The organism is Arthrobacter sp. ZGTC412 (assembly GCF_002929215.1).
GTDB lineage: Bacteria > Actinomycetota > Actinomycetes > Actinomycetales > Micrococcaceae > Arthrobacter.
Genome location: NZ_PJII01000019.1, coordinates 55,463 through 78,301, shown reverse-complemented (window position 1 = coordinate 78,301; position 22,839 = coordinate 55,463). Strand labels below are relative to the sequence as shown.

The following is a 22,839-nucleotide window of genomic DNA, read 5'->3' as shown; positions in this document are numbered from 1 at the left end:
GACGTTTCGAGGGACTACTCCGGCAAACGCGTTGATGAGGTGAGCCGCGGAGCTGCAGCAGGATCAGCTCGAAGTCATCACGCGCCCGCACAGCAGCCTGGAGGCGTTGGCCGCCGAGATCAGGGATGGCCGGGCTTACGCGGATTCGTTGGCCCGGCTGGTGGGCGCGAGAATTGCAGCGTTGGCCACGTCCCCGGTGCCCGTTGCTCCGCACGCCAAGCGCACAGACCGCTATGACGCTCTGCAGGAGAAATTTGCTCTGACTGCCCGGGAGCAATTGACGTGCGGATCCCATGTCCACGTCTCGGTCGGCTCCGATGAGGAAGGCGTCGCGGTCCTTGACCGGATCAGGTCATGGTTGCCGGTGCTGACTGCAATAAGTTCCAATTCACCGTTCTGGAACGGCACAGACAGTGGTTACGCCAGTTTCCGGACCCAGGCGTGGAACCGGTGGTCCTCTGCCGGGCCGACCGAGGTCTTCGGATCCGCCCGGGCCTACCATTCATTGGTAGCGGCACTTTCCGGCACCGGTGTCATCAACAACCCGGACTTTGACGCGCGCCTCTCGGTCCGGCATCCCACCGTTGAGGTCAGGGTGGCTGATGTTTGCCTTGAGTCCGGGGACGCTGTCCTCGTCGCTGCCCTGGTGCGGGCCCTGGTCGATACAGCGGGTCATTTTTTCCGCAGCACTGCGCTCCGGGTCGTTACCGGGGTATGAGGCGGAACAGGAAACGGGCTTTAACCATCCCCCAGAGCATGGCCAGCAAAGCGACGTAGGCAGCCGTGTTCAGCCAGAGGTTCCCGTCCCTTAGGAACGGGATGTTGGCGATAATCACGATGAAGAATACGTGCATGATGAACACATAAAGCGTGGCCCTGCCAAGCGGGATGAAGAACCAGCCAACGGCGCGAACAAGTGGCTTCCAGAAAGCGCTGAGAAGAGCATAGAAGGCGATAGTTATGAGGATGACGTTTAGCAACCGCCCGGGCCCGAGGTAGGTGCGGTTAAAGAACGTGTCGTAGATGTACCTGAACGTTGCTTCCGAGATAAGCGCCAGGCGGACATCCAGCTGGTTGGTCAGGTAAGGCCCGCTCCAGGAGAACAGCGCACACGCCGCGGCAAACAGGATGCAGGCTCCCAGGAACAGACGCCGGTGCGGGTGGGCGAACCATTGAATGATCTGGCGCCGGTAAAACCCTGCCGCTATGCCTAGGACGAACAGGACCTGCCATACGAGGAGCGGGAAAGAGTCCTCGAACTGTGAAGGAAGCAGCCGGAGGCGGAAGATGGACCCCGCAACGTAAAGGCAAAGACTGACCGTGAGGACCAGCCAGGCAAGGCCGCGCGAGAGCGCTGCGAGGATCAGCGGACTGACCAGCAGGAGGACGACGTAGAGGCCCATCACATTGAACTGCCACGGCCCGACCTGCAGCAGCAACAGAGCCGGAATGAGTCCGTCAGGGACGGGAAACTGCAGTAATCCTTCTATCCCGGAGTAAAGGTCATAGGTGGTGCCGGCTGTGCTTCGTCCGCCTGCACCGGTTCCCTGATCGGTGAAGGTAGTGACTGCTGCGGCGCTGACGAAGGGCAACAGGCTCAGTGCATACACGGTCAGGACGACAGCCAGTGCAGTGACGTAGAGTTTTAAGGCGCGCTTGGACGTCGCATCCACCACATCCCCCAGCTCAGTTCCCGCTCTCGGCCCGTACACCATGCCCAGGACGACCCCGGAGAGCATGACGAACAGCTCCGCGCCCGAGACCACTCCAATGGCTTCCTGACTGAGCAGTTGTAGGAGCGAGTTGATGCCCACATGGTTGATAACGACGAACACGATGGCCAGGCCGCGGAGCATATCTATTCGCGCGTCACGCTTACCGGTGCCGGTATAGGACCACCGGCCCGGCGCTGCCCGGGTCGCCAGCAGCCACAACACTGCGACAGCTGCCAGTACAGCCCCGGCCACAGCCCAGGCCGCCCATCCGCTGAGCACGGTCCCGGCCGCTTTTTGTGGGGCCTCAACCGCCGGGCCCCCTTCAAGGCCGCCTTCCGTAACAGGACCGACTGCGAGGCCAGAGGCGTCAAGGGCCGCCCGAAAAGCTCCAGCCAGAGAAGCGTCGGCGGTTACCCGCCAGTCGACAAATATTCGTCCTTCATCCCGTTGACCGACCGTTTCGTTCCAGACCACGGCCTTGACTGCCCTGTTCCGGGGCTCGGCAACGGCGGCAAAAACCTGGTCCCACCAGGCGCGCTTTACTTCAGCTTCGGCGGCGCCCCCGGCCCTTGGCGAGTAAAACGCGCCCGTTTCAACTAGAAGGGGATTGCCCCGCGCCTCAACGTAAGTGCTATAGAAACCGTCAATGCCGATCCCAGCGCCGGAACTGTGCAGGGCGTCATTGAACTCTCCTGCCACGGGGACAGTATTCCTGGCCGGACCCGCCCCTGTCGTGTCGTGGTAAACGGACAGACCCACCCAGTCGACCACGTCGTCGCCCGGGTAGTAGGGCCCATACGCGGAATCCTCCTGATCCCAAACTCCATTCCCGGTGGTGTCCAGTGACTCCAAAGGCACCCCCTTGGGAGGGGCAAGTGTCGCCTCCTGGAACGGGTAGTCCTTCGCAGCAGTAGGAGACCAGACCATCACCGGGTCTGAAAGGGCAGCCCGCAGGGCCAAACTCATCGTGCTAAATGAGGTCCGGTAGGCCTCCGGTTCCTGGCCCCAGGGAACCCATGGGGCGTTCATTTCCGGAGCGAAGCGGACAAAGACAGTTCCTCGAAAGCCGGCTGCCGCCTCGGAGAGGTGCCCGGCGAATTCGTTCGCCGTGGCCGCATCGACGTCTTTCAAACTGATCCCAGGCCGGACCGTGAGCAGCGCGTGCGCGCCCTGGTCCGCGGTGCGGGAGAAGTAGGCCTGCAAGTATGCGCGGTCATTTTCGTCCATGGGCATGGGCACGTTCTGCCCGTACAGGGCTGCCGACTCCCCCAACCGCTGGGCATGCTCCGCCGCTGAGTCCTTGTCCCAGTCCAGCAATGCACCAAAGTAGCGGGTACCGAAGTCCTCGACCGTGCGCTGCTGAGGCCCCGCAGCCCAGACTTGGGTCGGTGGCAGGAAAAACATCAGGAGCAGCAGGGAAAGAACGACCAGCACCCTTCGGTGGGCCGCTTGGAGAAACGTCAGCATAAGGACCCTTCAGTCTTCTAACTCCCGGGTCAACGAAACACCGCAAAACCCCCAAGAACGCCAGCTTGCACACCCGATGCTAGGCCATTCCGCAAAAACCAGGGAAGCGCATAACAGTTGAAATTCGTGAGTACCTGCCGACCGAACTGTTACCCCTCGCAATAAGTGGTCAGGTGTTACCGGCAATGTCAGGGCGACCAGTCCGGGAGACAACCGTTCCTCGACCTAAGAAAGTGCGCAGGTGAAACATCGCGGTCAACCAGTTCGCTTTTTAGCGCGTCCCGGCCCCCGCTACTCACTCGAGATGTCCAGGCGCAGGCGTATCCCGGAACGCCAGCGGCCGGTACACCTGGCGGGCAGGCGTCTTCGCCGCCAACCGATGTGCAGTTGATCCAACTGCTGCCCGGTAGAGATCTGTCTGGGCCGAATCACGGCGCAATTACAGGTCAGCTCTTACCGTCAACGCTATTAGCACGGGATCATGCGGCATTGGTGGGCTGCTCTGCGGTTCGGTGCCCGCCCTGACATGTTTCGGTGCTGCAGCTGGTGAGTAGGGCCTTGATTTTCCCGTAGTCAAACGCGCCCCGGCCCCAGTCCACTTCCATGGCGTGAAGGGCATGGCGGATTCGGCGCACGGCTTCGCACTCCGGCACGGTGATTTCGATGGGTTCCTGTCCCAGTAGGAACAGGAACCTCCGACATCGCTAGGCGGCCATGCCTAACACGTTGCCCGGATGCACCGATATATCGTCGGCATATGGCTCCTCGTCCAACGTGGTGGCACATGCTGCCAGCTTCAAAAGCGGAGGCACGACTTGCCGTTGATTTATACAACCGGTCGGGAAACGAGCGACAGCTCGAAGCTTTTATCGTCCACATGAATCTTGCCTGGACAAAGCTCCTGCAGGCGCGCGTGGATGCCACTGGGGGGAGCTCATTGAAGGAGACCAGAGGGGCTGGAGAAAGAAGCATCCCGAGGGCGGCTACCTTTTCAAGGCTCTTCGTCTGAGCGCCGAGGCGCTCCTTACCGGTCGCGCCTCGGTCCCCGGACTTTGGTGTGCGGCCGCTCGTCAGAAAGGGCGACCGCGAGGCCACCGAATCGACCCCACTGCTCGCGGAGCTTTTCCTCGTCCATCGCCTTGCGGCGCTCATATTCCCGTCGTGCGGACGATCCGGCTACCTCAGACTCAGTGGACAACGACTCATCACAAGGTCGTTCCAGATCGTGGGACATGGTTTCCGTAGCCTCCGAGGCACACTCCAAGCAGCGGACGGACTTCGTCTCGCTCTCATAAATCGCCTCGGTCCGACCGGAAGAGAGACACCGCACAGCCGACAGGCTCCGGCGTACCGGAGCCTCATCTGCTTTATGCGATGCACTATGGATCAACGGAACGACCGAGTCTGCTTGTATTCACGGCGGTTAGGCCGCAGATACGCTTTGCCAGGGCTCACTCCTCACCCACGGCAGGAACTCTTTCAGGGCGTGCGGCCGCACGTAGCGGCATCCAGGTTGTTGAAGTCTTTACTGCGCGATCGTCCGCCACAACGCGGCCGGCCGACGTCCGGGCTGTTTCCCCTCTGCTGATTTAGAGTGATGAAACCGGGCAACTGGTAGACCAGGGAGCGGATCCGTGCGGAGATCGTTGACGGAAAAGCTCTCGGCGTGACCGGGGACGCCGCGTTCTTTCTCGAGGGTGAGAAGCTGACGCTGAACTGCGAGGAACAATTCCGGCAGTTGCTGGAAGAGGCAACGCCGCAGTTTGATCCCCAATCACAGGATTCCCGGTCGCAACCACAGGATCTGCGCAGGGTTTATCGAGGATGAGGTCAGGACGCTATTGGTTCGCAGTTCCTCCATAGAGAATTGTCTCGGAATCCGTTTCCCGCTGTCCTGAGGACGCATGAATGAGGAAACCGGAGTGCCCAATAATTTGGCCTGGCGCGAATTCCCGCCCGGCCCCGACGACGGCCGCCGCGTGCGGCCTAAGCCGGCCCTAAGGTAGGGCGCGGTGATTTCAGGTAGTGCTGGGGAGTATTTGTGCGTAAGAAGACTTTTTCTAGATCTACTGTGACAGGACTTGTCTTGTCACTGGCCGTGCTGTTTGGCATGGCAGTACCTGCTGAAGCAGCAGGCCGGGCGGAGGTTACCCTTGGCATCCCTGCCGGGCCGACAGGTGCCTCCGTGACAGTAAATGGTGCCGGTTTCGGTCCTCAAACCTCCGGGACGCTGACGGCCGGTTCAAACAGCGTCGAGTTCACCACCAAAGCAAACGGCACCTTCACTGCGGCCGTAACAATCCCGCAGACCGCGTCAGCCGCGGTCACGGTAACGGCCAAGACGCGCAAGGCCACGGCCTCGGCCCCCTACACCGTCACCTACAGCCCCGCCTCGCTGCGCGCCGGCTCCGAAAGCGCGACAGCGCAGAGCACCGCCACCCCGATGACAATGGCAGCACAAGCCCAAACCACAGCAAGCACACCCCCCATTAGCTCGGACCCGCTGCGGTTCGGAGTGTCGACGCCAGGTGGCCCGCAGGCTGCCAGCGAGCTCAATGCCGTCGCCACCTTGGTCAACGAAAACCCGTCCATCATCATGTCCTACAAAGATTTCAGCCAAGCGGCCCCTATCGCTGACCTGAACGCCGTCAACGCCCGCGGCGCCACCAGCCTTATCACTTGGGAACCATGGCTCTGGAGCGGAAACGGGGCCAACCAGCCCGCCTACTCGCTTGACCGGATCACCGCCGGAGACTTCGACACCTACATCACCCAGTGGGGAACCTCGCTGAGGAACTGGGGCAAGCCCGTCATGCTGCGCTTCGCTCACGAAATGAATGGCAATTGGTATCCTTGGGCCGAATCAGCCAACGGAAACGGCGCCGGCGACTACGTCGCTGCCTGGCGCCACGTGCACGACGTGGTCGCCGCAACCGGCGCGACCAACGTGCAGTGGGTCTGGAGCCCGAACGTTCCCTACTGGGGCTCCACCCCACTCACCGGGCTCTACCCCGGCGCCGGCTACGTCGACATCGTGGCACTGGACGGCTACAACTGGGGCACCTCGCAGTCCTGGAGCTCCTGGGCCTCGCCCTCAGCCCTGTTCGGTGACGGCCTGACCGCGCTGCGCAGCCTCGCCCCCGGCAAGAAAATCATCATCTCCGAGACCGCCTCCGCCGAAGCCGGAGGATCAAAGGCCGGCTGGAACACCGCCCTGGTCTCCTACCTCGCGGCACAGCCCGACGTCACCGGCTTTGTCTGGTTCCACCACAACAAGGAAGCCGACTGGCGGATCAACAGCTCCAGCGCCTCAACCAACGCCTTCGCCGCGGCATTGGCAGCCAGGAACTGACACCAATGGGAGGTCCGCGCCATGCGCGGCCCTCCCATCGCTACCAACACCCAGACATATATGTCCCCGCCGAAAGCAGATGAGGGGGCGCCCTCGCCCTGCAAGGGCGGCCGGGGACGTCCCGCGGCATGAACGGACCAACGGCGCAACCACTAGGCGTAGCGCAGAAGCCGCAGTCACGGCTGACGCCGGGACCACTTGATCATCTGTATGGTAGTCAAGCCCCGTGTTAGTTTTGTCAAACCGCTTGCCGTGGTGAAAACGTAGGGAAGCGATGAAATGAACAAGCAGGCCATAATGCCACCAGCAGCCCAGCAACGTGAACGACGTCGGTCCCTTGCTGCCCTGCGCCCGGGCTCTGTCCCTGAGGAGCGCGTTGGCCGTAGCATGCGCGTTCGACCCCTGGGAATTGTTGAAATTTCCCCGCTTGTCAAGCAGGTCCCGATAGCCGCGCTCTTTTTTGCAGCGGCTGTGATGAGCAGTTCCATTTCGACGCTTACCGTCAGCAGCTGGCCCGCGCTGGCCACGGGTGTTCTGCTGATAGCCGCAGCGACCGTGCTGTCGGCGGTCCTTTCCCGTCCGTCCCTGGCGCGCTTCGCTACCATTGTTCCGGCCGCGGATTTCCTGGCCGCAGGCCTGCTTCGGTACGGGACCGGTGAAAGCCGTTCTATTTACGCATCCCTTGTGCTTCTGCCCGTCCTGTGGTTCTCAGCAATGGAAGGGCGCCGATACGTGCTCTACGCCGTCCTCGGCGGCGCCGTGGCGATCCTGGTTCCGTTCGCCTTGGGCGCCGGCATCGACGAGAACCCCAACGAGCTGCTCCGCGGCCTGTACAGCATGATCGTTTTCGTCCTGGCCGCAGTCATCGTCAACGAACTCGCCGCCAGAGCCCGCCGACGCCTCAGCGCCGCCCGGGCAGAGGCAGCGGCCGCGTCGGAGGAACTCAGCCGCGCGGCGGAAATCCAGCGATATCTGCTGCCCAAAGAAGCTGCCCAGCTCCCCGGGTATGAAACCGTCGGCGCCTGCATACCGTCCAAGGCCGTGGGCGGAGACTTCTTCGACTGGTACGAGATTGACGGCGGCCTCGGGTTCACGCTTGGGGACGTGATGGGCAAAGGCGCTGGGGCCGGAATGATTGCTGCCACCACGCGGGCCGTCATCCGCAGCGCCAGAAACAGCGAGGACCCCGCCACGGCCCTCAGCTTAACCTCAGATTGCCTTACCACCGAGCTAAGTGAGGCCGCGTCCTTCGCCACCCTCTTCCACGCTAGACTCCGTGCCGAGGACGGGCGCGTCCTGTTCTCCGACGCAGGCCACGGCCTGACACTGCTTATCCGTGCAGACAATTCCTGGGAAAGGCTCGCCTCCCGGGAACTGCCCGTAGGGCTGATCCCAGGCACAACCTGGCACTCGTTCGAAATTCACCTCAACCCCGAAGACATGATCGTTAGCTTCAGCGACGGAGTACTGGACCTATACGACGGAACCCTCACCGCCATCGACGAAATCGCCCTGCTCGCCACCACAGCGACCTCGGCAACAGACATCGTCGACGCCGTGCAAAAGCTGGCCGCAGAAACGAACAACCCCGATGACGTAACCATCCTCGCCGTCCGCAGAACAGCACGCTCCCCTCAGTCATCAGAATCAAGCCAGCTCGCCGACAGGCATTCGATGCGGTGACTTCTAAACGCAGGCAAGAACAGCCGGTGCGGTAGGCACCGGAGAAAATGCCAGGATCGGGAAACGTACAACTCTTTACGGCACACAGATCGTTGTATCGGTGCTGCTGGCGGTGGCCGCCGTCATCGAAAATTATCCGCCTGGCCAACGGACTGGCCGAACCGCTCGGCACCCTGGTGAACGTCGCCTGAATCATCTCCGATTTGGTGGTGATAAGCATTCTGATCCGGGCAGTGCTTTACAAGGGTTATAAACCGGCCGCAGAGCCCATAGTCCAATAAACACAGAGAGGAATCCCGATGGAGTTTAGCTATGAGGTCAAGGACTCGTACGCGGAGGTCAAGGCGGACGGGCGGCTGAACCTGGTCTCCGCGGCAAGACTGCGCGAGTTTGTTACCGGCGTCATTGCCAGTGGATCCAAGCGGATTGTGGTGAACCTGGAGAACACGGCGTTTATGGACTCCTCCGGCCTCGGGGCGCTCATCGGCTGCCTGAAGGCGGCGCGGCAGGCGGGCGGGGACCTCCGCATCGCGGCGGTCCAGCCGCAGGTGAAGATGGTCCTGCAACTGACCAGCATGGACAAGGTCCTCACCGCCTACGGCACGGCCGAAGAGGCGTTCAGCAATGACTGAGGTCCTGGCATCCCGCAGCTTCCGCGGGCCAGCGGCCGACGAAGCCATCGAAGCCGTGCACAACGACCTCGACAGCCTGTGGCTCGACGCCCCCTTTGTGCAGGACATCGACCAGATGACGTTTACCACCGCGGTCATCGAATCAGCGTCGAACATCGTCCAGCACGCAGAACCGGCCGGGCAGGAGCCGGTGGAGCTCGGCATGGACATTATTGTGCAGCCCGCACTGCTGCAGGCCCGCGTCAGCGCGTACCACGCCAAATCCCCGTACGAGCCGATGGAACCCGCGACGCAGAGCGAGGATGCCGAATCAGGCCGGGGCCTGGCGCTGATCCAGGCGCTGGTCACCACCTTAACCTTCGAGCGGCAGGACAGCACTAACACCTGGGTCCTGACCCGAAGTCCCCAACACGGGTGAACGGCCCCGGAAGGATTATTCCGACGGCCTTCGAAAATCATGGATCAGGTAGACACTCCCCCAATTTCGGAGATGATCCTCCACTCGATGTTCGCACCGACCCCCGATAGTGTCGAAAGCGGAGACACCAGTTCCCCCATTGGTGGGCTTTCTGTGTGGCAGTTTCCATCTCTTTGGGTGTTGCGTGTAGGTGTCGCGGTGGCCCTGGTGGTCAGTGCCGTAGTCCATGTCCAGCTCGCCCCGGGCTACCAGCAAGCCGCGCCGGGAGGCATCGGCCAAGGCGCCCTGTTTCTGGTCCAGGCCGGCGCCGCGGCCCTTGCAGCGGTTTTTGTGCTTTTCAAAGGCTCACGGACCGCTTTTGCGGCCGCCGCGGTGGTGGCGTTGTCGTCCCTGGCCGCGGTCATCCTTTACCGGTATGTCCAGGTTCCTGCTATCGGGCCGCTGCCCTCGATGTACGAACCGGTCTGGTACACCGCCAAAAACATAACAGCGATCGCTGAAGCTGCCGCGGGGGCGATGGCGGTGGCCGGGTACACCCTGCTGCAGAAGCACCGTCTCGGGTCAGGGACAGCTGCGCGGGGCTGGCGCCGCGGAGCTTCGGCAGTTTAACCAGCCAGATCACGGCCAGCAGAAACGCACTGGGGACCTGCTGGCGGTAGCCTGCCCAGAAATATGTGAACCCGGCCACATTCATTCCCATCCTTTCCCGGAGTTGCTGCGAAGTACTGTTCGTCCCCTTCCTGGGGCGCCAACATCACACGCGCGTGTATGAGGAGATTTTTCCAATGAACAAGACACTTCGCTTTATGGCAGTCCCCACCCTGGCCCTTGCCGGTCTGGCCCTGTCTGGTTCCCCCGCTATGGCAGCGGACCAGTCCTACCAGTCCACGCTGAAGCAGCTCAACGGCAGCGCAGGCTCGGGCACCATCCAGCTCCATGTCACGGGCAACCAGGCCCATGTTGTCCTTGAAGTTTCGGGCATGCCCGCGACCTTCATGGACGCCCCGTACCCGCACGTCCAGCACATTCACGGCGGAGCACAGGGTGTCTGCCCGGACCCCTCTGCCGATAAGGACGGCGACCAGGTCATCTCCACCACCGAGGGCGCCCCGTCCTACGGCGGCATCGTTACCACCCTGTCCACCAGCGGTGACACCAGCCCCGCGGCAGGTCTTGACCTCAAGGTCGGCGGCCAGGGTGCTGCCTACACCGTTGACCGCACGTTCGAACTAAACGCCGAAACCAAGGCCGCCCTCGAAGCCGGGACCGCCGTGGTAGTGGTCCACGGCCTTGACCCCGCCACCCTCAGCGCCGCAGGGCAGGCTGCCAAGAGCGACCTTGCCCCGACCCTGCCGCTCGCCGCCACGTCCCCTGCCCTGTGCGGAACCTTGACGGCCGGTCAGATGCAGATGCCTGCAGGCGGCGCTGAGACCGGCGTCGCACAGGAGACCGGCACCGACACCGGCGCCCTCGCCATCGGTTCCGGCCTGGCCCTGGTCGCCCTAGCCGGCGGAGCCTACGTGGTCCGCCGCCGCACCGCCAGCGCAGCAGCCTAAGCACGAGCTGACCGGATCACTACTGTGACAAACATGGAGCCCGGCCGCCGCGGAGGTCTTTGGGCCTCCACGGCGGCCGGGGTTATGCTCCTGTTCTCCCTGGCCGGCTGCGCAGGCGGCCCCGCCGACGCCCCTGGTGCCGGAGCGGCCCCTACAGCGTCCGCTTCCTCGGCGGCGGCACCCACTGAAGCTGCGGTTCCGTCCCCCTCTGCTACTGCTCCCGGGCCTGCCGCCCCCGCGGCCGCTCCACCCGGACGGCAGCTTCCCCCGGTAATGGGCGCTTCGGCTCCCGTCACCCTAAGCATTCCCTCGATCGGGGTTCGGACGGATCTCCTCCATTTGGGGCTGGAAGAAAACGGCTCGCTGAAAGTACCGGAAGACATCGGGAGCGGCACACCTGGCAGCTGGTACGACGGTTCCCCCACTCCGGGGGAACGTGGCCCGTCAGTCATACTGGGCCATGTCAACGCCCTGGGCGGGAACAAGGGTGTGTTCGCTGACCTGCGGAAGCTCATTCCCGGTGCTGAGATCAACGTCTCCCGGGATGATGGCAGCACCGCCGTGTTCACTGTTGACCGCGGCGCGCTCTACCCCAAAAACGAGTTCCCCACCGTCGAGGTCTACGGGAACACCGACGGCGCAGAGCTCCGGCTAATCACCTGCGACGGTTACGACCCCGCCACCGGGCTTTTCGATGACAACTACGTCATCTACGCCACACTCAAAGCCTGACAACGGCCGCGCACCCTGTACAGGGGGCGGTCAGGACGGAAAGAGCCATGAAAAAGCACAAGCCATTGCTGGCCTCCCTGGCCCTGTCATCCCTGCTGCTTTCGGGCTGCGCTGCAGCGGCCGGCTCCGTCATTGCACCGTCGGATGTCTTGACACCAGCCACAACTTCAACGGAGGTTGGGCACACCGACAGCCACGGGGGCGGGCACCACGGTGGCGGGTCAGCAACGCCCGACGCGACAGCTGACGGGCCCAGTGACGCTGCCCTGATGGTCTGCGGGGAACAGCCTATGGACCGGCTCACCTCCATCCTGGACCTGGATCAGGACGCGCACACCATCAATGACTGGGCCGACAGCACCTTCACTTGCACCTACCACCTGGAAGAAGGGGACCTGGTTATCTCCGTCAAGGAAGCCAAAGACCAGGCCACCGCCCTCACCTACTTCGACGCCATGCAGGCCCTCGCGAAGGACGCCAAACCCATCGAAGGCCTCGCGAACCTCGGCTTCCCCGCATATGAAACGGCGGACGGGTCAGCTGTGTTCCAAAAAGACAGCTTCGTCCTCCACGTGGACGCTGCAGACCTGCCCGCCACCATCGGCCCGGACAGCGTCACCAGGAACGCCCTGGCCTACCAACTCTCCACCACCATCCTCGCCTGCTGGATCGAACACCCCTGACCACCCCTGGTTCCACCCACTGCCAGCAACTCGGCGGATCCGGGGAATTAATTTATGGCCGGTCAAATTGGCAACTACAAACCAGCAACGCGAATACGCAGGGGGCTATCGATTGGAACGACCGAGCTTTACCGATCCGGTTGCGGCTGGGCAACCACTTTCCCTTACTTCGTCCCCGCGCCCTTCCCCCGTTCCCGCTCCTCCTGCAAGACCAGTGTCTGCCTTTGAAGTCTTGCCTTCCCGTGGCCGGGAACGCGAAATGCAACAGCTCATCCACGACCTGGCAGTCCTTGCAGCCAACCGCCGTCCACCGCTGACTTAGGACACTGTCGGGCAGGGCATACCTGATCCCCTTACCTGTCGAAGCCGGCAATAGAAGCCTTTTCACTGATGAGACGCGTGCATCACGGAACTTAGTGGTCCTGCACACCCCGCCCTGCCCACCGCGTACACAAGGGTTCCCCGCCATCGAAGGCAGAGCACAGCTGCCTACAGCTCAGGTGGGTACCGCGAAAGTGCACTGGCCGCATCGTGCGCTACCTTTGATCCTGTTGTGACGGAAAAACTGCCAAAGGGGTGGTTGAAGTGTCAGTGACCCGAGGACCGACAATCATTCCAGCCGCTTCTTTGAGGATCATTCCCGCCAGCGAAGCCCCATGGCAGGACCTGGAGCTGGTGCTCAGCACGAGCTCACCTCTAAGATGCCAGTGCCAGAGGTACAAGCTGCAGCCACAAGAAAGCTTTGCCTCCTTCCCGTCCGAGGAACGGGCCCACCGGTTGCGTCAACAAACCTACTGCGATCACCAGGCAGCTGGTATCACAACCGGCATCGTCGCCTACCTGGACAAAGAACCCGTAGGGTGGTGCGCGATCCAACCCCGCACCGCCTACCCTGGGCTGCTCCGAAATAGTAAGGTGCCCTGGGTCGGTCGAACGGAAGAAAAAACCGACGACACAGTATGGGCACTCACGTGTTTCGTCACCCGCGTAGGGTACCGGAAACGCGGCATCAGCAGGGCCCTCGCTGGTGCCGCCGTACAGTACGCCAAGGAACGGGGCGCGCGAGCGGTTGAGGGCTACCCAATCACCACGACGGCGGTCATTGACGAAGAGCTCCACGTCGGGACGGTAGGCACCTTTGTCCAGGCCGGATTTCAGGAAGTGAGCCAGCCCTCCAAACGGCGCGTGGTCATGCGCAAGAACATCTACTGAGCACTCACCGTGTTTGCGGACGCCCGCCGGGGTATCCCGGGTGTTCAGCAGCCGGTGCACCTGTCACTCAGTGGAGTTACCCACCTGCATGGGTGGTGGGCGTCTTCGCCGCCAGCTAAAGCTCAGTCGATCGCTAGATGTACTGACCGGAGGCGGTGATTGAGTGGCTCACTTCGCTCCGACCGTGTACCGGTCTGGCGTTCGCTGGGGGTTCTCCAACCTCGTGGATGGTGTGGCCACTGCAGGCCGCCTTAGTTACGGTGGCCTGCTCGATGCGGGACACGGTAAACCATCGCATTGCATCGCGCATTCGACACCACCCAACTAGGTACCACTGGCCGTTCGTGGAGGCGAACAGCACGGGCTCAACGTCACGGGTGGTCGTGGTCCCGTCTCTCGATGTGTAGCGAATACGAATCACTCGCTGCTCGGCCATCGCTTCCTCCAGTGCCGACTTAATCGCGCGCGAAGAGGAGGGAAGCGCGTTGACCCAAACACGGCGGGCCAGCTCGTCGGCTCGTGCTCGGGTTCTGGGATCGAGGACGTCCAAGATCTTCTGGATACCTGCTGCTGCCAGATCGGCGTAGGGGGCATCGGGTGCAGCGGACACAGCCGCCATGAGCGCCACAGCCTGCGCCGGGAACAGGCTGACAGGCGGCAGGGACGCGCCGATAGCCAATCCGTAGCCACCGCCCGGACCTGGGCGCGACCATATAAGCGCACCGCTGTTCTCCAGCGCATCGAGGTCTCTCTTAATTGTGCGCACGGACACCTCGAACTCTCTCGCCAACCGTTCGGCGGAAACCCCCCGTGCGCCGCTGCGGCGCAACATCTCTGATAGAGCATGGAGCCGTTCTGCTCGCTTCACTGCTCAAACCCAGGCAAATTCATGACATAAATAGTGACATACCATTGTCCATAGGGCCTGCGAGAGTTGTGACATGACAACCGCTATGAGCAGTCCGACCATCATTCTCATCGCCGGCCACTGGCTGGGCGCTTGGGCGTGGGATGAAGTTCTTGAACACCTGAAAACTGACCACCCTCGTACCATCGCGATGACACTGCCCGGTCTCGAGGCACACGACCCTGAGCGTGCGACTAAAACCCTCGACGCCCAGGTTGAAGCAATCCTGGGCGTCATTACTCAACACGGTAATCAGCCTGCAATTCTCGTCGCCCACAGTGGGGCTAACGCTCCCGTCAGCCTCGTCATGGACCGATACCCTGAGCTTGTCCACCGGGTAGTGTGGGTCGACTCCGGCCCTGTGGCGACGGGAAGTGTCTTCGCCCCAGACCTCCCGGAGGAGTTGGAGGAGCTTCCGCTGCCGCCCTTCGACGTCCTCGCACAGCAGGCGAGCCTCGAAGGCCTGAGCGCAGAGGTCCTCGAGCAGTTTCGGGCCCGAGCCGTCCCTGAGCCCGGTCCCGTGCTTCGTCAGCCCATTGAGCTCACCAACGACGCCCGCCGCAAGGTCCGGACGACCCTGGTCTGTTGCTCAATCCCTAGTGCGCAGGTGCTAGAGCTGGCCCAAACCGGTCATCCCATGTTCACAGAAGTCGCGAAGCTTGAACACCTCGACGTCATTGACCTCCCGACGGGCCATTGGCCTATGTGGAGCAGTCCCCGCGACCTCGCCAAGGCCATTCGGTCAGAGGCTTCTCGAACCAACTGAACTGCACGCGCAACCTGAAGGGGTCAGCCGAATCCGGCTGGCCCCTTTCCGTTTCCGAGGAAATTCATGGCCCACCCAAACGCTGCTCTCACACCGCGCCACCGGCTAAAGGTCACCCACCTCGTCGTCGATGACGGTTGGCCGATCAGCGAAGTTGCCGCCCGATTCCAGGTCTCGGGGCCCGCGGTCAAGAGAGGGGTCGAGCGGTACCGAGTAGGCCAGTCGATGCAGGACCGATCCTCGCGGCCACACCACTCGCCGAACAAAACCAGCGCGAAGACCAGTCGTCGTTGCATCACCCTTCGTTTGCATCTCCGCGAGGCGCCCGTTCAGATGGCTTTCCGTTTGGGGATTGCCCCATCGACGGTTCACCGCGTCCTCACCTCGGTTCACCTGGACCGCCTGTCGCATGTCGACCGTGCTACCGGTGAACCGATCCGTCGATATGAGCACGACCATCCCGGCACCGTGATCCATGTAGTTGTGAAAAAGCTCGGCACATCCCCGAAGGCGGAGGCTGGCGCTACGTCGGCCGCCGACAAGGCGGGAAGAACTGCGCCAAGACACCCCGCAAGCCGCGTAACGAACACAGTGACCCACTTCTGGGCTACGCCTACGTCCACACCGTCATTGACGACCATTCCCGCCTCGCCTACGCAAATCCATGATGACGAAACCGCCCAAACTGCCACAGCGGTGCTCATTCGCGCTGTCGAGTGGTTCAACCAGCGGGGCATCACCGTCGAGCGCGTTCTGTCTGACAACGGTGGCGCCTACCGCTCACACTTGTGGCGGGCACATGCGCCGAACTTGAAATCAAGCACAAGCGCACCGCCCGTGTCGCCCACAGACGAACGGCAAGGTCGAGCGCTTCCACCGCACCCTGGCCGACGGATGAGCCTACGCCCGCTACTATACCTCCGAGGCTGAGCGTCGTGGGGAGCTACATGGCTGGCTGCACTACTACATCACCGACCCCACACCGCATGCGGCAGCCAGCCGCCCTTCTCACGATTGATCAACGTGTCCGCTCAGTACAGCTAGAGATCTGCCTGGGCCGAATCATGACGCATGCTTACAGGCCAGCTCTTCCCGTCAACACCAGTACGTTAGCGCCGGATTATGCGGCACTGGTGGGCCGCTCTGCGTTTCGGTGCCCGCCCAGACATGTTTCGGTGCTGCGGCTGGTGAATAAGGCCCGGATTTTCCCGTAGTCAAACACGCCCCGGCCCCAGTCCACTTCCATGGTGTGAAGCGCCTGGCGGATCCGGCGCTCGGCTTCGCACTCAGGCACGGCGATTTCGGAGGGTTCCTGTCCCAGCAGGAACAGGTCCGGCCGGACGCCGGACGCGTGTGTAGCGGTGATCTGTTCAGTCATAGTCACTCCCCGTGCCGTTCCGATTCGGGAGGTGTAACGCGTCACCCGGGGCAAGAGTGTCGCAGCCGCCGGCAAGTAAGGTCAAGCATTCGCACCATTATGTCGCTGTCCTGTCAAAGGATCCTTTACCAAGATTGGGGGAGTTGCTCTTGGGGATATTTCTAGGCCCTGCCTTCTAGCGGTTCAGGGATCGGTGGGTCGTCTCAACAATGTGTCTCAACCGGTCTATTCTCATCTGAATGGAATGAGGCCTTTGATGAGCCATGAGGAGTCGGTTTGGGGAGTATTGGATATGCCCGGGTCAGCACCACAGAGCAGAACGCGGACCTGCAGCACGCGGCGTTGAAGGCCGCGGGCTGTCACCGGATCTTCATCGACCATGGCGTGAGTGGATCAAGGGCCAGCCGGCCCGAGCTGGACAAGATGCTCGATCACCTGCGGGACGGTGACGAGGTCGTGGTCTGGAAGCTGGACCGCCTTGGACGCAATACCCGCAACCTGCTGGCCCTCATCGATGATTTGGAGCGCCGGGGCGTGCATTTCCGCAGCGTCACGGAAGGCATCAGCACAACGGGGCCGATGGGCAGAGCCATGCTCACCGTGATGTCGGCGTTCGCCCAGCTCGAGCGCGATCAGCTGGCCGAGCGGACCAGGGCAGGCATGGCAGCAGCCGCAGAACACGGGCGCAAGGCCGGGAGACGGGAAGTCACCGCCGACCACGCGAAGGTCAAGCGTGCACGCGATCTTAAGACTCAAGGGCTGACGCCTGCCGACATCGGGAAGGTCATCGGCGCCAGCCGGGCTACGGTGTACCGCTATCTGCGCATGGAAAGCAATGAGGTGACCTGAGTGAAGCGCATCGCCCCTGACCCGGAGTTCGTGATGATGTACCGGAAGGGCATCCCCACATCAAAGATCGCCGCCCTAGAGGACGTCGCGGAGACTACGGTCCGCTATCATCTGCAGATTGCTGCCCGTGCAGAGCCTGGGATCCGGGACGAACACAAAGCAGCTCTGTCCCCTCCGGCCAGACGCCCCTCCGAGGTCGGCCTGCGCAATCTGGCCGCCGTCATCGCCTTCCACAAATCCGAAGGCAGACTTCCCGTCACCCATGGCAAAACGGCAAAGGAGCGCGCATTGGGTGCGTGGCTGGTGCACCGACGCCGGGAGGCGGCACAAGGGAGCCTCTCCCCCATCTACCGCGAGGCCCTGGCGGTCATCCCCGGATGGGACAAGCCCTCGACGCGGAAGGCCGACGACGAGGCCCGGTGGCAGCAGCGACTTGGGGAACTGCAGAAAATCCGGGTCGCCGGCGGCGACTGGCCGAGGCACCAGAAAACGGACGACATCCACGAACGCACTCTCGGTGTGTGGCTGCACGGGCAGCGGATTGACTACCGTAAGGGCAGGCTGGCCCCTGCCAAGGAGAAGAAGCTGAACGAGGTCTTACCCGGGTGGCGGGAAGGCCGCGGCCACAGGGGCGGTCGCCGTGCCAGCCGAGGTCAAAAACCTTCTGACCCTAGTTCTGACCTGCTTCGATACCGGCAACAGGTTCTGAATAAGAGGTAGCGACCAGACACCCCGTTGTCGACCATCAACCTGCGCGGCTTAGAAAGTTGGTATGAAACGGGTCGTTGTTGAGTGGAATTTTCGTGGAGACACACACCTCCAGAACGATCGTTATCGAACAAGCCGTACTCCACGTTCGAACAGCCCAATGAGGGATCAAATTCGCCCGTCCCCTTTGGCCCCCGAGGACTGCGCCCAAAACGCCTGCTGATCGAGGCCGAGACGAACGTCAACACCGTCCTCGGCGAGACCTTCGACGACGGGCCGTGGCAAGCCAACCCGGCAAGCCTTCCTGCCACCCGCCATGCGTTCATTCATGCATGAATGTACGCATGCATGCGTGCTGGCAGGCCAGCGGGACAGCAGGGCAGCAAGCAAGATGGCACGCAAGCGTGCGCGCGAGTATTCCTGCATTCTGGCGCGCGCGCCCGGCCCGTGCCTCCCCCACCAGCATGGACGACACCGGAAGGTCACAAGACGGGGATCGCGAGAGGCTACGGTGGCCGGGGCGGGGCCGACCAAGCGCGGGCGGGCGGAAGGCGTGGCGGCAGCAAGGGGTAGGTGGCTTCCCGGGCCAGACGGCATGCATTCCTTCCTTCATACATGAATGCATGCGCTCCCACTTTCTTTCCGGAATATATGCTCCGCCTGGGTATGCCAGCTTCCGATGTGCCATTCCGTCTTTCATGCATGAAAGAAAGAAAAACGGAAGGAGTCGGTCCGGCACTGCGAACAGGCATTCATTCATGCTTGAAAGATTGACCTAGCTCCAAAGCTCTAACAGGCTGGCTTGCCTGCTTTCATGAACATTCGGAGCCGCGGCAGTTCTTGGGCCTCCTTGGGTCGACTAATCCCCAATCTCGAAGATCACCCGAGCAGTACGGAAAGGCATGCATTCATTCATGCATGAATGGGCGTGCGGGACATGAAGTCTGGGCCCGGACCGGACAGCATTCACTAAAGCAAGCCAGGTGGCCAGCCAGCTTAGGCGCAGGCATGCAAGCCAGAACGCCAGCATGCATGCCTTCCAGCGTTGTTGTAAGCATTCCCGCATGACGGCAGGCGTGGATTCCTGCCTTCATGCATGAATGCATGGTGGCATTGCAGAGGGCAGGCAAGGATGTAACTTGAGCCTAGCCATCTGGTGATAGGCTCCCGACTCGTTCAGCCCCCTGTCTGATCATCCTCCCAAGACGGCGGTGTCTTGCATCCATTCATGCATGAATGGATGCAAGAAAGACAGGCAGGGGGACTGGAGGACGCCCGAGCCAGCAAGGGAATTAAGCCGTGGCCCTGGTGAGGTAGGGGAGCGGTCGACGTGCCGGTTGGCATCGGCAACGCCCGGCAGGAGAAAACGCAGAATTCGTGCGTGCGTTCTTGCATTCATGCATGAATGGAAGAAATCTGTCATGCCAGTTTGATCACAGCGGGGGAGTGGTCGGCGTGGCTCCTTGTAACGCACACATGCGCCGGGGAAGCTTGAACCTATGCAAACAATCATGGTTTACAGCGAGTCAGGTGGCGCCACCAAGACGACGTCAGCTGTCTCTCTCGCCGCTGTAACTGCCGCCTCGGGACGCAAAGTCGTCCTCGTTGATCTCGACCCGCGTGCCGCCGCAACCAAGTGGATCGGGGTGGAACCGAAGGAGTCTGGCCTCCACGTCGGTGCCATCCTGGGCGACCCGGACCCCGAGGGTTGGGCTGAAGACCTAGCCGTGGAGTCCAGCTGGTTCCCCAACCTCCGCGTCGTTCCGTCTGCCCGCAGCGTCTCCAACCGTGAAGCAGACCGGGCCGATCACGCGGAACTCCGTCTGAAGACATCCCTGACGGGAATCGACGCCGACGTCGTCATCATCGACTGCCCGAACCGTCAGGGGGGGCCGCTCACTCTCTCCGCGCTCAACGCAGCGGACACCATCGTGTACGCCGCCGGCGCCACGGTGGACGGTGTCGATGGGGTAGCGGGTGCCCGCCGCAGCGTTGAACAGTTCCGCACCTCACGCAAGCGCATGGGAGCGCCCGACAACCTCCATGAAGCCGGCATCATCGTCGGCGCCGTTGCCTCCACCGTCATGTCCAGAATCGCGGTCGCCAGCATCGAGGAGCTGCGCGAAACCGCGATGCTGCTCACCCCGCTGGTCCCGCACCGTACCATCGTCCAAGAGATGCGCATGACCCAGGAGTGGTACGGGGAGTACCGCAAAGGCCTGCCGGTAGTAGAGGCCTACACCGAGCTGATGAAAGAGATCATCCGATGACCGAGGCAAGCGTAATCAAAGACCGACCGGCACAGCTGCGGCGCAGGCCCCGGCCCGCGCCGGATGAGACGGTGGACCCTGTCGACTACAACCCGGCAACGCATACCCCGGCAGCTCCGGCGGCCGCCCCGGTCCAGGCTGCGGCCACCCCCGTCAGTGGGGAAGGGGAGAAGGATCCGGCCGAGGAAGCAGCGCCGGCTGCGGTTCGCACTCCCGCGGCAGAGCCCGTCACAGCGCCAGAGCCCGTCTCAGCGCCAGAGCCAGAGGCTGCATTGGAGGCGTCGATCCAGGAAATACCTGCCCAGGCTGCACCTGCAGCGGTCGCGGTTCCCTTCGAGTCGCCGGCACCTGCTCCTGCCCGCCAGGCGTCCAGAGCGTCGAAGGCCAAAGCGACTACAAACAAGAAGTCCCAGCGCCGCGAGGTCACCTTCCCGCTTAGCACCCGCGTGTCCCAGGAGATCCTGGATCTGCTCTACGACGCCCAAGAAAACGAGGGCGTCACCCTGCGAGACGCGATCGAGCAGGGTGTCCGGATGCGCTGGGGTTCAAACCGCTAACCCGCATTTCCCCTGGCCATGCTTTCTTGCATTCATTCATGCATGAAAGCATGGCCTCCCTTTGCCCGGGGGATGAGTCAGGCCGATTGTCTGAAGGCCATGTCGGACAGTGACCACTCATCGGGCGGTCCCTCGAACATTTCCCACGGGTAGTCCTCACCGGGGGAGAGGAGCTCGGCGACGGTGGTGACGTTCTTGGCCAGCCACTCCCGCCAGATGATCCGGTCTGTCCGGTACCTCTGCACCTGCGCCGCCACTGCCTCCAGGACTCCAAACTGTTCCGCGAGCTGTCTCAATGACGTCGCCGTAATGACCGACCAGGCCCTGCGAACGTCGCGAGCCACCAGGTTCCATGCCGTAAGAACTTCGAGGGCCTCGTGCACCGCTGACCTCGATAGACGCGTGGCACGGACAATTTCCGATGTCGGCATGGCGGGGGAGTGCTCCAGGGCCTCGTAGACAAAGGCGGCCGGCAGTCCCAGCTCCCGGAACACCGGGCGCAGGGCGTGGATCTTTCCCTTCTGCCACGTCGCATCTTCGGCGGCAGTCTTCAGCTCTTCGGGCACGGTCAGCATGTACAGATCGCCTTTGGTCCCACGAGCTTCTTCCACCAGCGTGACCAGGGGATCCTTCTCAGCACGCAGCTCCCTCAAGTGGAGACCCACGGTGGTGTGGTCAAGGCCGGTGGCCACGGCGATAGACCGGACGCCGAATTCGATGAACCGGGAAGCTGTCATGTGGGCTGCCTCCCCCACTGCCCGTAGCACCATTCGGCGTGCCATTCCCGTCTTGGATGCCTGGTAGTTCACCTCCCTGATCCTGAGTGCACTACGCCAGGTCCGGATGAACCGTTGCTCTGCATCGGGATTTGAATTTGAGGAGGAACCCTTTACCCCTCCCCCCTGTGTATTTGGCTGGCTTGTGGGGGATTTGCGGACATTGTTATTCGGATCGTTTTTGGCCTCATTTTTGCTGAGGTAGCTAAGGGCGCTCATCCAGTCGCGGCGCAGGGACGGGAGCCGGTGACGGGCTGCGTACCGGGCGTAGAAGGAGGCGAGCCCGGGCCAGGTTCCCTGGAGCATACGGCGTTCAACATCGACCAGCTCGAGGCCGGCGGCCGCCGCGGACAGGATGACGGCCTGGCGTGCTTCGGAGTCCGAGGCGTACTGGTTGGTGTCGTACAGTCCGGTCTGGGCGAGCACCTGCATTGCCCGGGACATGCGTCCGGCGGGCTGGTCGATGACCGGTGCGTCCGGGGTTGCGGGGGTGAAGGTTTCTTCCTGCCGGAGGGCCCGGACAGCCTTGATCTCTGCGGCTAGGTCCTTGGTCATGGCGGTCCAAACGGCGGCGCTGTTGGGCCGGCGGGCGATGTCGTAGGCCATGGAGAGGCTCATTGCCAGTTCCTGGTGGCCGCCGCGTTTGTGCGGTGAGCCGGGTGTTCGCATGCAGCCGTGGAGCATGTTTTGGTGCGGGGTCTTGTCCAGGGTCCGGTACCGGGTGCCCAGCGCCTCGACAAGATCACGCGCTTCGGAGAAGGTGACCCGCTGCGCCAGTGGGATGTAGACGTGGCGGCCGCCGTTGGGCGAGTAGTCCTCAATCCAGCGCGCCCCGACCGAGTGCAGCCAGGTCTGGACGGCACGGACATCGGCCTGGACCCAATCCGGTCCGGCTACCGAGGAGTCGAAGTCGAGGAAGATCGCAGCGCAGGTGCCGTCCTTGCCGAAGATCCGAACCGCGGCGGGAACCGAAGGAAGTACGTCGGTGAGATTTCGTTCATGTTTTTGTGGATAGCTCTTGCCGGCGTCCTTTGAAAGCCGGACCCGGGGCTGACCCGCGAGAACGGGTGCGAGGGCGGCCCATGCTTCGGCGGGCGAGCCCGTTGAGAGGTTGCGCGACACGCCAGAGAGAGGTATGGCTGGCGACGCACATGGGTGTCCATGTACGATGGGAACAA

Annotated in this window: 21 protein-coding genes and 1 pseudogene; 18 read left to right on the top strand and 4 right to left on the bottom strand. The window is 62.6% G+C overall.

Annotated elements, in window-relative coordinates:
* Window positions 1–52 precede the first annotated feature (52 nt).
* Window positions 53–718 carry a YbdK family carboxylate-amine ligase gene (locus CXQ88_RS17905; protein ID WP_104045470.1) on the top strand — a complete coding sequence of 222 codons (666 nt, stop codon included), beginning with the start codon at window positions 53–55 and terminating at the stop codon, window positions 716–718.
* Here the strand turns inward: CXQ88_RS17905 and opgC are convergent.
* Window positions 705–3,182: an OpgC domain-containing protein gene (gene opgC / locus CXQ88_RS17900; protein ID WP_104045469.1), complete on the bottom strand. Its 2,478-nt coding sequence runs from the start codon at window positions 3,180–3,182 to the stop codon at window positions 705–707. The genes CXQ88_RS17905 and opgC overlap by 14 nt on opposite strands.
* Window positions 3,183–3,939: 757 nt before the next feature.
* On the opposite strand from opgC, the gene CXQ88_RS22720 reads away from it, so the two are divergent.
* The 11 genes from CXQ88_RS22720 (at window position 3,940) to CXQ88_RS17840 (ending at window position 13,450) form a co-directional block, all read left to right on the top strand.
* Complete coding sequence (locus tag CXQ88_RS22720; protein WP_373637778.1) at window positions 3,940–4,191, top strand: DUF3644 domain-containing protein; 252 nt, start codon at window positions 3,940–3,942, stop codon at window positions 4,189–4,191.
* 657 nt (window positions 4,192–4,848) lie between these two features.
* Window positions 4,849–5,010: a hypothetical protein gene (locus CXQ88_RS22645; RefSeq protein WP_181037594.1), complete on the top strand. Its 162-nt coding sequence runs from the start codon at window positions 4,849–4,851 to the stop codon at window positions 5,008–5,010.
* 243 nt (window positions 5,011–5,253) lie between these two features.
* A complete protein-coding gene (locus tag CXQ88_RS17885) occupies window positions 5,254–6,534 on the top strand; it encodes a glycoside hydrolase family 26 protein (RefSeq protein ID WP_306737110.1) in 1,281 nt (426 codons plus the stop codon).
* 474 nt (window positions 6,535–7,008) lie between these two features.
* Entirely contained in the window at window positions 7,009–8,217 is a 1,209-nt protein-coding gene (locus CXQ88_RS17880) for a PP2C family protein-serine/threonine phosphatase (RefSeq protein WP_258061982.1), read from the top strand.
* A 299-nt stretch (window positions 8,218–8,516) separates the two neighbouring features.
* Complete coding sequence (locus CXQ88_RS17870) at window positions 8,517–8,849, top strand: STAS domain-containing protein (protein ID WP_104045466.1); 333 nt, start codon at window positions 8,517–8,519, stop codon at window positions 8,847–8,849.
* Window positions 8,842–9,267 (top strand): ATP-binding protein, encoded by a 426-nt coding sequence (locus CXQ88_RS17865; RefSeq protein WP_104045465.1) that lies wholly within the window; start codon window positions 8,842–8,844, stop codon window positions 9,265–9,267. Before CXQ88_RS17870 ends, CXQ88_RS17865 begins: the two co-directional genes overlap by 8 nt.
* Window positions 9,268–9,444: 177 nt before the next feature.
* Window positions 9,445–9,876: a hypothetical protein gene (locus CXQ88_RS17860; RefSeq protein ID WP_258061981.1), complete on the top strand. Its 432-nt coding sequence runs from the start codon at window positions 9,445–9,447 to the stop codon at window positions 9,874–9,876.
* Window positions 9,877–10,052: 176 nt separating this feature from the next.
* The gene (locus CXQ88_RS17855) at window positions 10,053–10,823 is read left to right on the top strand and encodes a CHRD domain-containing protein (RefSeq protein WP_181037593.1); all 771 of its coding nucleotides are present in this window, start codon (window positions 10,053–10,055) and stop codon (window positions 10,821–10,823) included.
* Between the two features lie 33 nt (window positions 10,824–10,856).
* The gene (locus CXQ88_RS17850; protein WP_104045486.1) at window positions 10,857–11,555 is read left to right on the top strand and encodes a class F sortase; all 699 of its coding nucleotides are present in this window, start codon (window positions 10,857–10,859) and stop codon (window positions 11,553–11,555) included.
* Window positions 11,556–11,602: 47 nt separating this feature from the next.
* Window positions 11,603–12,238, top strand: a complete 636-nt coding sequence (locus tag CXQ88_RS17845; RefSeq protein WP_104045464.1) for a hypothetical protein — start codon at window positions 11,603–11,605, stop codon at window positions 12,236–12,238.
* 576 nt (window positions 12,239–12,814) lie between these two features.
* Window positions 12,815–13,450: a GNAT family N-acetyltransferase gene (locus tag CXQ88_RS17840; protein ID WP_306737106.1), complete on the top strand. Its 636-nt coding sequence runs from the start codon at window positions 12,815–12,817 to the stop codon at window positions 13,448–13,450.
* Between the two features lie 133 nt (window positions 13,451–13,583).
* Here the strand turns inward: CXQ88_RS17840 and CXQ88_RS17835 are convergent, their stop codons facing one another.
* On the bottom strand, window positions 13,584–14,318 hold the full coding sequence (locus tag CXQ88_RS17835) for a helix-turn-helix transcriptional regulator (RefSeq protein WP_104045463.1): 735 nt from the start codon (window positions 14,316–14,318) through the stop codon (window positions 13,584–13,586).
* A 73-nt stretch (window positions 14,319–14,391) separates the two neighbouring features.
* Here CXQ88_RS17835 and CXQ88_RS17830 point away from each other — a divergent pair, with 73 nt between their 5' ends.
* Both CXQ88_RS17830 and CXQ88_RS17825 read left to right on the top strand, forming a co-directional pair.
* Window positions 14,392–15,123, top strand: coding sequence for an alpha/beta fold hydrolase (locus CXQ88_RS17830; RefSeq protein ID WP_104045462.1), 732 nt, complete (start codon window positions 14,392–14,394; stop codon window positions 15,121–15,123).
* A gap of 66 nt (window positions 15,124–15,189) precedes the next feature.
* A pseudogene (locus CXQ88_RS17825) lies at window positions 15,190–16,167 on the top strand (IS481 family transposase).
* Window positions 16,168–16,243: 76 nt separating this feature from the next.
* On the opposite strand, the gene CXQ88_RS17820 reads toward CXQ88_RS17825, so the two are convergent.
* Window positions 16,244–16,501, bottom strand: a complete 258-nt coding sequence (locus CXQ88_RS17820; protein ID WP_104045461.1) for a hypothetical protein — start codon at window positions 16,499–16,501, stop codon at window positions 16,244–16,246.
* Between the two features lie 276 nt (window positions 16,502–16,777).
* On the opposite strand from CXQ88_RS17820, the gene CXQ88_RS17815 reads away from it, so the two are divergent.
* From CXQ88_RS17815 to CXQ88_RS17800, 4 genes are all read left to right on the top strand, one after another.
* Entirely contained in the window at window positions 16,778–17,350 is a 573-nt protein-coding gene (locus tag CXQ88_RS17815; RefSeq protein ID WP_104045460.1) for a recombinase family protein, read from the top strand.
* Window positions 17,351–18,070 (top strand): helicase associated domain-containing protein, encoded by a 720-nt coding sequence (locus tag CXQ88_RS17810; protein ID WP_181037592.1) that lies wholly within the window; start codon window positions 17,351–17,353, stop codon window positions 18,068–18,070.
* Window positions 18,071–19,557: 1,487 nt separating this feature from the next.
* The gene (locus CXQ88_RS17805; RefSeq protein WP_104045459.1) at window positions 19,558–20,328 is read left to right on the top strand and encodes a ParA family protein; all 771 of its coding nucleotides are present in this window, start codon (window positions 19,558–19,560) and stop codon (window positions 20,326–20,328) included.
* Window positions 20,325–20,885, top strand: a complete 561-nt coding sequence (locus CXQ88_RS17800) for a hypothetical protein (protein ID WP_104045458.1) — start codon at window positions 20,325–20,327, stop codon at window positions 20,883–20,885. Before CXQ88_RS17805 ends, CXQ88_RS17800 begins: the two co-directional genes overlap by 4 nt.
* Window positions 20,886–20,962: 77 nt before the next feature.
* Here the strand turns inward: CXQ88_RS17800 and CXQ88_RS17795 are convergent, their stop codons facing one another.
* Window positions 20,963–22,783, bottom strand: coding sequence for a MarR family transcriptional regulator (locus CXQ88_RS17795; protein ID WP_104045457.1), 1,821 nt, complete (start codon window positions 22,781–22,783; stop codon window positions 20,963–20,965).
* Window positions 22,784–22,839: the final 56 nt, after the last annotated feature.